Annotated in this window: 9 protein-coding genes; all 9 read right to left on the bottom strand. The window is 62.8% G+C overall.

Annotated elements, in window-relative coordinates:
* Positions 1–503 (bottom strand): nucleotidyltransferase family protein (locus EOC06_RS00435; RefSeq protein WP_245469264.1); only part of this gene is annotated, 503 nt, incomplete at its 3' end.
* A gap of 61 nt (positions 504–564) precedes the next feature.
* On the bottom strand, positions 565–2,070 hold the full coding sequence (gene tsaE, locus EOC06_RS00430; RefSeq protein WP_128306804.1) for a tRNA (adenosine(37)-N6)-threonylcarbamoyltransferase complex ATPase subunit type 1 TsaE: 1,506 nt from the start codon (positions 2,068–2,070) through the stop codon (positions 565–567).
* Positions 2,071–2,078: 8 nt separating this feature from the next.
* Entirely contained in the window at positions 2,079–4,634 is a 2,556-nt protein-coding gene (locus EOC06_RS00425; protein ID WP_128306803.1) for a PAS domain-containing sensor histidine kinase, read from the bottom strand.
* A gap of 199 nt (positions 4,635–4,833) precedes the next feature.
* Entirely contained in the window at positions 4,834–6,234 is a 1,401-nt protein-coding gene (gene ahcY, locus EOC06_RS00420) for an adenosylhomocysteinase (RefSeq protein WP_023810629.1), read from the bottom strand.
* A 181-nt stretch (positions 6,235–6,415) separates the two neighbouring features.
* Entirely contained in the window at positions 6,416–6,712 is a 297-nt protein-coding gene (locus tag EOC06_RS00415) for an HPr family phosphocarrier protein (RefSeq protein WP_027039963.1), read from the bottom strand.
* Entirely contained in the window at positions 6,709–7,110 is a 402-nt protein-coding gene (locus EOC06_RS00410) for a PTS sugar transporter subunit IIA (protein ID WP_010912939.1), read from the bottom strand. Before EOC06_RS00410 ends, EOC06_RS00415 begins: the two co-directional genes overlap by 4 nt.
* Before the next feature lie 164 nt (positions 7,111–7,274).
* Entirely contained in the window at positions 7,275–7,721 is a 447-nt protein-coding gene (locus EOC06_RS00400) for an HPr kinase/phosphorylase (protein WP_164898416.1), read from the bottom strand.
* A 32-nt stretch (positions 7,722–7,753) separates the two neighbouring features.
* Entirely contained in the window at positions 7,754–9,538 is a 1,785-nt protein-coding gene (locus EOC06_RS00395) for a sensor histidine kinase (protein WP_128306801.1), read from the bottom strand.
* Positions 9,539–9,680: 142 nt separating this feature from the next.
* Positions 9,681–10,382 (bottom strand): response regulator transcription factor, encoded by a 702-nt coding sequence (locus tag EOC06_RS00390; RefSeq protein WP_013528337.1) that lies wholly within the window; start codon positions 10,380–10,382, stop codon positions 9,681–9,683.
* Positions 10,383–10,808 lie beyond the last annotated feature (426 nt).

Genomic DNA, 10,808 nt, shown 5'->3' with positions numbered 1-10,808 from the left:
CCGGCATAGATCAGCCCCGCCGGATCGCCTTTCGAACGCCGCAAGCCGCCACCCGGCGCCATCAGGAAATCGGTGCTGCCGCAGTGTCCGGTTGCTTGATGGAGGTTGGCCAGCATCAGTAAGATATCCATCTTTGCGCCATTCCATGCATGGGCAAGACGGAGAAGGTTAGATACGCCGCTCTCTATCCAGAATGTATCGGCGTTGAGTACGTAGAAACGTACCCCTAGGTTTGGTAGCGCCTTGACGATGCCACCGGCGGAATCAAGTAAGCCACTGCCTTCATCGGAAATGACAATTCTTGGGGTGTTGCGTTCGGCGACGTGAGCTACAATCTGTTGCGACAGATGATGGACGTTGACGACGGCTCTCTTGACGCCGGCCTCGGCCAGGCTGTCCAGGCCTCGGTCGAGCAAGGTTTTGCCGGCGATTTTGACCAAAGGCTTGGGGATCGTGTCGGTGATTGGCCGCATGCGCTTGCCAAGGCCGGCCGCGAGCACCATGGCCGTCGTTGGCACCAGCCGCCCATCCAGTTTCTTCAGACCCAGATCGATTACTTCCAAGTCACCGTTCCTCCAGCAGTCCATTTGCGTCATAGAACTCGCGCAGGCTTGCCAGCGCCGGATGAGACAATGCCCGGCGCAGATAGTCGCGAATGCGCGGCAGGTGCTTCAGATAATAGGGCTTGCCGTCGCGTTTTTCGAGGCGGACGAAGATGCCGAGGATCTTGGAATTTCGCTGCGCCGCCATGATGGCGTAGGATTCCAGGAAGCTTGCCTCGTCGAAAGCCCCGGCTGTGTGGCGCGCCGCGACATAGGCATCCAGCGTCTGTTTCTCGATCTCGGGCGACATCGTAACACGCGCGTCCATGGCGAGCGAGGCGACGTCATAGGCGCAAGGGCCGATCAGCGCATCCTGGAAATCGACGATGCCCAGCCGATCATGCCCTGAACGGTCGCCGCGCCAGATGATGTTGGGCGAATGGAAGTCGCGCAGCATCAGCGTGACCTCGCGGCCTTGCAGCCGGTCGAGCAGCGCATTCCATTGCTTGTGGTAACCGGCGCGCAAGCTCTCGCTTGCCGGAGCGCCAGTGATTGCCGGCACGTACCAGTCGACCAGCAGATCGGCTTCGATCATCATGGCGTCGCGGTCGAAAGGCGGCACCTCGTGGAAGCCGCCGTGCCCTGTTTCCAGGCGCTGCGGCCAGGCCCTGCCGTGCATCATGGCCAGCAGCTCGGCCGCCACCGCACAGCGCTCGGGCAGCGGCTGGCCATCAATGTCGAGAAACCCTTCCGAACCAAGATGTTCGAGCAAAAGGAAGCCTTGCTCCTGATCCTCGGCATGGATCTCCGGAACGCTGACGCCGCCTGCCTTCAAGGCGCGGTCGATGGCGACGAAAGCGGAGACCGACTGGGCGGTGTGCGCGATCTCGGCATAGGGCTTGCCGTCGCGAACCGGCGGACCGAGCACCAGCCGTGGCGAGTTCATCAGCACTTGCGGCTTCTGGTCCGGCAGCGAAACGATCTCATAGGAGCGGGCTGAAGCATCGCCGATGAAATGGCGGCGCTGCGCTTCCCCCCAGCCTGCGTTCACGAGAAAGTCGCGCATGGCCAGTGACCGTGCCGCCCGATCGAAGGCAGCGCCCTGCCCCGACAATCTCGCCAACCGGCCATCGCCATGCTGGACGAGTTCGATCAGGATCGTGGTTTTCGGCAGATGGGCTTCCGCCCGCTCCGGCCATTCGACCAAAGCAGCACCCTGCGCCAGGGCTTCGTCGAACCCCAACTCATCGATCTCGTCCGCCGAGGACAGGCGGTAGAGATCGAAATGATGGACCGGAATGCGGGTGTCGTAGCTCTGCACCAATGTGAAGGTCGGACTCGGAACATCGAGACCGGCATCGTCGGCCAGGGTCCTGATCAAGGCCCGCGCCAGCGTCGACTTGCCGGCGCCGAGATCGCCCTTGAGGGCAAGCACGTCACCCGGGCGCAGCGACAGCGCCAGATCTTCGCCCAGCCGCGCTGTCTGGGTCTCGTCGGCGAGTAATCGCTCCAGCACCAGTCCGGTCATCGAACGCGCTACTCGGCCGCGGCGCGGATGCCCGGCATGTCTGGAAAGGTGCAGATGACGGTCGTGCCCTTGTCCTTGCCGGTTTCGATGCGAACGCTGCCGCCATGCAGCTCGACGAAGCTCTTGACGATCGACAGGCCGAGGCCGGCGCCGCGCCGGCGGCCGCCATTGGCGCGCGGCTCGAAACGGCGGAACACCGAATCGAGCACATCCGGCGGCATGCCGGGACCATCGTCATGAACCGAGAATTCCACCCCATCCGCCAGATGGCGGCAAGTGAGCCGGATGATGCTGGCTTCCGGGGCGTAGTTGGCGGCGTTGCTGAGCAGATTGTAGAGGATCTGGCGGACGCGGACCTCATCGCCGTGAAACGTCTTCGGCGCCGCGATGGCGTCCACCTGGAGACTGATCGAATGCTCTTCCAGCCGGTCGGCCACCAGTTCGGCCGCAGCGGCGATAGTGCGATCGACCTGCACTTCGGAGATGTCGAGCTGCATGATGCCGGCGTCCACCGTCGCCAGGTCGAGGATATCGTTGACGATGGTGAGCAGGACCGCGGAGGACGAGCTGACATGCTCGACATATTCGCGCTGCTTCTGCGTCAGCGGACCGGTCGTGGGCTGCGACAGGAGTTCGGTGAAGCCGATAATGTTGGTCAGCGGCGAGCGCAGTTCATAGGAGACGTGCTGGACGAATTCGTTCTTGAGCTGGTCGGATTTTTGCAGCGCCTCGTTCTTGTCCTTCAGCGCCCGCTCGACATGGACGCTGTCGGTGACGTCGACGAAGGTCATCATCACCTGCCCGTTGGGCAGCGGGATCATGGCGTAACTCAGCACATTGCCGTTGTTGAGCTCGGTCTGTCCGTGGCGGTCGCGGCGCTCGTCGTCAAAGCCGGTGATGGCGGCAACGAAGCTGGGCCAGGGGCTGTCCGCGGCCTGCCGGTCACAAAGGTCACGTATCGTCGACACGTGGACACTGGGCTTGGCCGCTTCACCGCTCAATCCCCAGAGAGTGGCAAAGGCAGGATTCGACAGCCGGAGCCTGCCGTCGGGTCCGAACACCGCCACGCCTTCGGCAAGATTGTCGAGCGTCTCGCCCTGGACCCGCACGGCTGTCTGGTAGCGGCTTTCGAGGTCCATCTTCTCGGTCAGGTTCTCGAACACCCAGGTCACGCCGCCCTTGGGCTGCGGATTGGCGACGACGCGAATGGTCTTGCCGTCCGGCAGATGCCACCAATGTTCCTGGGATTCGACGGCGCGATAGGCGCCGAGCAGGCCTTCCTTCCAGCGGCGCCATTCAGGCTGTTCGGCGATCTTGCCCCCGCTGCGCAGCCGGTCGAGCAGCAAGGCATTGTCGGGTGCGCTGTGCAGGAAGCCGGCGTCCAGCCCCCAAAGCTTCTGGAAGGCCTGGTTGAAGAACCGCAGCTTCTCGTCGGTATCGAAAATGGCGACTGCCGTGTTGAGCTGGTCGAGCGTGTCGGCGTGACTTCGCACCGTGCGCTCATATTCGCCGCGAACGGCCTCAATGGCACTGGTGTCACAGGCAAGGCCGGCCGAGCCATCGCTGCCGGCGAAATCGGTGACCGCGAACACACGGCGGTCACCTTCGATCACGGTGGACAGCGACTGCTCGAAAACCGGATGCGTCTTGTGCTGGGCGGCAATCGCATCGCGCGCCTGGCCGCCGAGGAACTCTTTTTTCTCCCGGACCGCGGCTTCGGCATTTTCGGCTTCGACGGCATCGGCATAGGCGCGGTTGACCCACTTCAGCCCGCCATCCTCGCCGCGGAGCCATGCCGGCATGTTCAGCGCGTCGAGCAGGCCGATCATCGTGTCGTGGTCGGCGGCCAGCCGCTGGTTCTCGATCTTCAGCCTGGCCTGGCTGCGCTGCGTCTCCGAGAGCGAGACGAAACGCACGAGCACATGCGCGGCACTCTTGCGGCCATGCACTTCGAGCGGCGCGCCGGCCTGCGATTCGATGACGAGGTCGAAGGGTTTGGCCTTCTCGCGCAATCCCGCGACGGCATGTTCGAGTGCCGCCGCCGAACGCGGCATCAGCCAGCGGCCGAAAGCGAGAAAAGCGGCCCTATCCTCGGGAGCGCCGCTTTCGACGGGCAATGTGCCGATAAGCTCGGGCTTCTTGTTTTCCGCGGCCCAGACGACCACGCGCTGGTCGCGCAGATTGAGCAGCGCCTCGGAGCGGCGGAGCGCCGCGTTGATGTCGGCGAGGCGGCTCCTGAGTTCGACATTCTCCGCCGAGGTGCGGGCCCTTTCGCGGATGAGAACGATGGCCGATATCAGTGCGGCACCCGTCACGCCGACGAACACGGCAAGCTGCATGACCTCGATGGCGCTCACCGACAGTCCCGCGACGCTGGCAGCAGCGGTTTCGGCATGCGCGACGGCGCCAGCCAAGGGGCCCGCGAGCGCGGAGGTGGCAAGGAATGTCGCCGCACGGGCGCGCCAGGACAGGCTCCCGCCTTCCAGGGCGGAGCCAGCAATCCCCGAATCGTCATGGCCGCCGGAAACGGCCCGTCCCGCTCTGTGCGGGTGTTGCCCCGGCATGTCTTGGTCCTCTCCGCCGCCTGAATGCAAGACCGCCCTGATGCGTGCCTCTCTTGACCCTCTCGGGCTGGAAGCATCGCCGAATCACCTGACAATAACCCCTCGCCGAATCGCCGTGAAGGCTGATGGCGCGCAAAAATAAGGCCGGGCGAAAAGTCAATCGCCCGGCCTCAATATCTGGTAGCAATTTTAGCTTTGGTTAATAGCGGTAGTGTTCCGGCTTGAACGGACCCTGCGGCGTGACGCCGATATAGGCGGCTTGTTCACCGGACAGTTCGGTCAGACGGGCGCCGAGCTTGTCGAGATGCAGGCGCGCGACCTTTTCGTCGAGATGCTTGGGCAGGACATAGACCTGGTTCTCGTACTGGCCGGGCTTGGTGTAGAGCTCGATCTGCGCCAGCACCTGGTTGGTGAAGGATGCCGACATGACGAAGCTCGGGTGGCCTGTGGCGTTGCCGAGATTGAGCAGCCGCCCTTCCGACAAAAGGATCATCCGCTTGCCGTCCGCGAAGGTGATCATGTCGACCTGCGGCTTGACGTTGGTCCATTTCAAATTGCGCAGCGCGGCGACCTGGATCTCATTGTCGAAATGGCCGATGTTGCCGACGATGACCATGTCCTTCATCGAGCGCATATGGTCGAGGGTGACGACATCCTTGTTGCCGGTGGTGGTGATGACGATGTCGGCGGTGGGGGCCGCATCTTCCAGCGTGACGACTTCAAATCCGTCCATCGCCGCCTGCAGCGCGCAAATCGGATCGACCTCGGTGACCTTGACGCGGGCGCCGGCGCCCTTGAGCGAGGCCGACGAGCCCTTGCCGACGTCGCCATAACCGCACACGACAGCGACCTTGCCGGCCATCATCGTGTCGGTGCCGCGGCGGATGCCGTCGACCAGCGATTCCTTGCAGCCATATTTGTTGTCGAACTTCGACTTGGTAACCGAGTCGTTGACGTTGATGGCGGGGAAAGGCAGCAGGCCCTTCTTCTGCAGCTGATAGAGCCGGTTGACGCCGGTGGTCGTCTCTTCGGTGACGCCGCGGATCGCCGCCTTCTGCTTGGTGAAGAAGCCGGGCGAAGCCTTCAGGCGCTTCTTGACCTGGGCATAGAAGTATTCCTCTTCCTCGCTCTGCGGGTTGGACAGCACGTCCTCGCCGGCCTCGGCGCGGGCGCCGATCAGGATGTACATGGTGGCATCGCCGCCATCATCGAGGATCATGTTGGAGAGGCCGCCGTCGGCCCACTGGAAGATCTTGTCGGTGTAGTCCCAATACTCCTCGAGCGACTCGCCCTTGACGGCGAACACCGGGATGCCGGCTTCGGCGATGGCCGCGGCCGCATGGTCCTGGGTCGAGAAGATGTTGCAGGAGGCCCAGCGGATATCGGCGCCCAGCTCCTTCAGCGTCTCGATCAGCACCGCCGTCTGGATCGTCATGTGCAGCGAGCCGGTGATGCGCGCGCCCTTGAGCGGCTGCTTGGGACCGAATTCCTCACGGCAGGCCATCAGGCCCGGCATTTCGGTTTCGGCGATCTCGAGTTCCTTGCGGCCCCAGCCGGCAAGCGAGATGTCGGCGACCACATAGTCCTTGCTACCCGTCATGGCAGTACTCCGATGCGAATGTTGTGCTTGCGAATTTGTTGCGGACACGCCCGCGCCGGTCGGCGCGTCGAAGGGCGCGAATTGCCGGCCTGACTAGCAGATCGGAGCAAGGACGACAATGGGATATAAAGAAATCTTTATCCCTGCATGTCTCTCAGACACGCATCGGCGCTCTACCTGATCAGCATTCCTCGCCAAAGCGGGACGCCACCAGCTGCTCCAGGGCGTCGATGACCTGCCGGGCTTCCGGTCCGCTGGCGGTGACGCGGATCGAATAGCCGGGGCTTGCCGCCAGCATCATCAGGCCCATGATCGAGGTGCCGCCGACCTTGACGCCATCCTTCTCGACATGCACCGAGGCATCGAAGCCGCTGGCCAGCTGGACGAACTTCGCCGAAGCGCGCGCATGAAGGCCACGTTGGTTGATGATGGGAAAATCCCGGACAATTTGGTCTTTTTCCGGGGACAGCGCGGTCATTTGCTGCTCAGGAGCTGGCTGGCGACATTGATGTATTTGCGGCCGGCGGCCTGAGCCTCATCGAGCGCGGCGGCCATATTGTCGCCCTTGCGTATCGAGGAGAGCTTGATCAGCATCGGCAGGTTCATGCCGGCGATCACCTCGGTGCGGCCGGATTCCATCACCGAGATGGCAAGATTGGAGGGCGTGCCGCCGAACATGTCGGTCAGCACGATGACGCCCGCTCCGGTGTCGACACGGGCAACAGCGTCGACGATGTCGCGGCGACGCTGTTCCATATCGTCGTCGGCACCGATCGCCACGGTTTCGAAATTGTCTTGTGGCCCGACGACATGTTCGACGGCATGTCGGAACTCGGTGGCCAGTTGACCGTGCGTTACAAGCACGAGTCCGATCATTCTTTGGTGGCTCCCGTCATCGCCGCTTCACAGGCGCATTTTATGCTCGCCAGCCAATCCAGGCGGCGGGAGCGCTATCTTGTCGACGCACGGCCCGTTGACAAGCCCAAAATTGCGCAGGCACATGCCATTTTGACGCATTGCAGCAAAAAACCCGGAACGGATCATAGAAAAGGCGCGATCGACAGCCGCGCCATCACGACCGGCAAGGCGGCAGCGACGTTGCGTTCGACCGCATCGATACGCGGCACCCGACAGCCGGCGATGCTGGTGTCGGCATCCTCCTGAAAGCGTGCCGTTTCACCGGCCGGCGTCAGGCGGACATGCAAATCGACGATGGCGGCGGGCTCGAACGGCACCGCTCGCGGCCCGAGCCCCGGCACCTCGGCGAGGCCTTCTATGGCGGCGGGAGCGCGGCACAGCAGCCGCCCGGCATGCGCCTCGACGAAGAGCTGATCGTCGCCGACGAGCCGCGAGAACAGGCCGCGATGGCGACAATGGTCGATGAGCGCCAGCGCCAGCGTCGTCTTGCCCGAACCGGAGGCTCCGGTGACGAGAATGCCGCGCTCGCCGATCAAAACCATTGTCGCGTGAATGTTTTCAGGCTGCACGGCTGGACCAGGCGTGGTTGGGATTCATGCTCTCAGCCTTCGGCCGGCAATGTCACCACAAAGCGTGCGCCCTTGATCTCGCCGGGTTTGGTGCCGGGGATGTTCTCGGCGGTGAGCGTGCCGCCATGGGCCTCGACGATTTGCCTGGATATCGACAGGCCAAGCCCCGAATTCTGGCCGAATGCCTCGCCGGCCGGCCGGTCGGTGTAGAACCGTTCGAAGATGCGGTCGATGTTGTCGGCCCGGATGCCGGGGCCATTGTCGTCGACGGTGACGATGTTGAACTTGCCGGCACGCGCCAGCGACAGGCTGATGTGGCCATGATCCTCGGGAACGAAGGAACGGGCGTTCTCGATCAAATTGGTGATGACCTGGCCGATGCGAAGATCATGCCCGACGACGACGTAGCCTTTGACGCCTTGCGGCAGTTTGGCCGCCTTGAACTCGATCTCGACCGCCTTCTTGTTGCGCGTCGCTTCGCGCGAAACGGCGACCAGATCGGTGATGAATTTCTTCAGGTCGACCGTCCCGGCATCTTCACGCGCGAGCTCCGCGTCCAGGCGCGATGCGTCGGAAATATCGGTGATGAGCCGGTCCAGCCGCCTGACATCGTGCTGGATGATATCCATCAGCCGGCCGCGCGAATCGTCGTTCTTGGCCAGCGGCAAGGTTTCCACCGCGCTGCGCAGCGACGTCAGCGGGTTCTTCAGCTCGTGCGAGACATCGGCCGCGAAGCTTTCGATCGCCTCGATGCGGGCGTAGAGCGCGTTGGTCATGTCGCGTATGGCGATCGACAGATTGCCGATCTCGTCCTGGCGGTCGGAAAAATCGGGGATCTCTTCACGGCTCTTGACGCCGCGCCGCCCCCGCACCGCCGCCGCCGACAGCCGGCGCAGCGGATTGGCGATGGTGGAGGCAAGCAGCATCGACAGGATGGCGGTGACAAGGGCCGCGATACCGAAGACGCGCAGGATCGCCTTGCGCTCGGCGGCTACGATCTTGTCGATGTCGCCGCCTTCGGTCGACAGCATCAGCACGCCCAGGACGGCACGAAAGCGCTGGATCGGCACCGCCACCGAAACGATCTGCTCCCCCTGCTCGCTCACGCGCACGATGGTCGACGGGCTGCCGGTGAGCGCCTTGACCACTTCCGGGAAAGCGGCCCCATTGCCGCCCGGCTGCTCGTGATAGACCGGCAGTTCGGTGTTGCGGAAGAAGTCGAAGACGAATTTCTGGATGCGCTCGACCAGATCGGGCTCTTCCTCCTCGACCGGCGGCAGGTCGTAGCGCAGGATCTGGCCACGCGAATAGAGGTGGCGCGAATCGAGCAGCAGATTGGCATCGCGGTCATAGATCCGGGCGCGGGTCCTGGTCGGCGAGATCAGCCTTCGCAGCACCGGGGCGACCCGCTCCGGGTTGATCGGGAAATCGAGATTGTCGAGCTGGTCGGAGCCCGGTCCCAGGCTTTCGCCGGCCTGCAGTTCAAGCAGCTTTTCCGGGTCGATGCTGATCGAATCCGTCTCGACCGTCGCCGACGCGGCGATCGCGCCGGCGATGATCTCGCCCTGGGTCATCAGGCTTTCGACGCGGGCATCGATCAGCCCGTCGCGGAAGGTGTTGAGATAGAGGATGCCGGTCACCAGGACGGCGAGGCCGGCAAGGTTGAGGAACAGGATACGCCGCGTCAGGCTGGAAAAGATATGATGGCCAAGGAAGCGGCGCATCGGCACCGTGATCTTCGAGACGAAGGACGGCATGATCCGCGACGGCCGCCTGGAGGCGCCCGCCGGTCTTGTTCGCTGTGCTTCCACTGCCATCGAATAGCAGCTCCCGCCTAGTCCTTGGCCTGATGCATGTCGTTGTCCCAAAACCGGGACCACTTTTGGGCGACATGGATTACCTTGCTTTGATGCATGTCGTCATCCCAAAACCGGGACCACTTTTGAGCGACATGCATCATTATGCTTCGCGGAACCGGTATCCGACTCCGTAAAGGGTTTCGATCATCTCGAAGTCGTCGTCGACGGCCTTGAACTTCTTGCGCAGCCGCTTGATGTGGCTGTCGATGGTGCGATCGTCGACATAGACCTGTTCATCATAGGCCGAATCCATCAGCGCATCACGGCTTTTTACGACACCGGGACGCTGCGCCAGCGAATGCAGGATCAGGAACTCGGTGACGGTGAGCGTCACCGGCTCGCCTTTCCAGGTGCAGGTGTGGCGCTCCTGGTCCATGACGAGCTGGCCGCGCTCGAGCGAGCGGGCCTGCTGGCTTGGCGTCTTGGCGGCAGCCTCGCGGGCACTGGCGCGGCGCAGCACGGCGCGCACCCGCTCGACCAGCAGGCGCTGCGAGAAGGGTTTGCGGATGAAGTCGTCGGCGCCCATCTTGAGGCCGAACAATTCGTCGATCTCGTCGTCCTTGGATGTCAGGAAGATCACCGGCAGGTCTGACTTCTGGCGCATCCGGCGCAGCAGTTCCATGCCGTCCATGCGCGGCATCTTGATGTCGAGGATGGCAAGGTTCGGCGGGCGTGCCGCCAGGCCTTCCAGCGCTGACGCACCATCCGTGTAGGTCTCGACGCGATACCCCTCGGATTCCAGGGCGATCGACACCGATGTCAGAATGTTGCGGTCGTCATCGACAAGCGCGATTGTTGCCATTTCAAGCGGCTCCCTCATGAGCTGTCCCTTCTGTCGTAGAGAAGGGGCTTTTGCAGGACAAATTAGGTACAAAATGTGGCATAGGCCTTGTCCGCTGTCACGCGCGGCATGCCGGCGGCCACAATCCTACCTCGACATGGATTGGACGAACGGACATCGCCAATCCTTTGGGCAACCGCGAAACTTTTTACACATATAAACGATTTAAACAACTTTCAAAATATTTAAATCGATTAATGATTTGATATCATTTGGCTTTTCTGGTTCTGACCATCTCAGCCCGCGTAGTGGGCGTGCTGGAAACGTGCCGGCAAAGATGCGGCAAATCCAAGAGGGACACTCGATGTCGGAAGTCGGCAAACGCAATTCCGCCTGCGCGATCGATCATATCGGCCTGAAAACCACCGGCGTGGTGCGCTATAATTT

The sequence above is a fragment of the Mesorhizobium sp. M7A.F.Ca.MR.362.00.0.0 genome, assembly GCF_004023175.1.
Taxonomy (GTDB): Bacteria; Pseudomonadota; Alphaproteobacteria; order Rhizobiales; family Rhizobiaceae; genus Mesorhizobium.
Note: the sequence above shows the minus strand (reverse complement) of the source record. Positions and strands in the feature narration are given on the sequence as shown.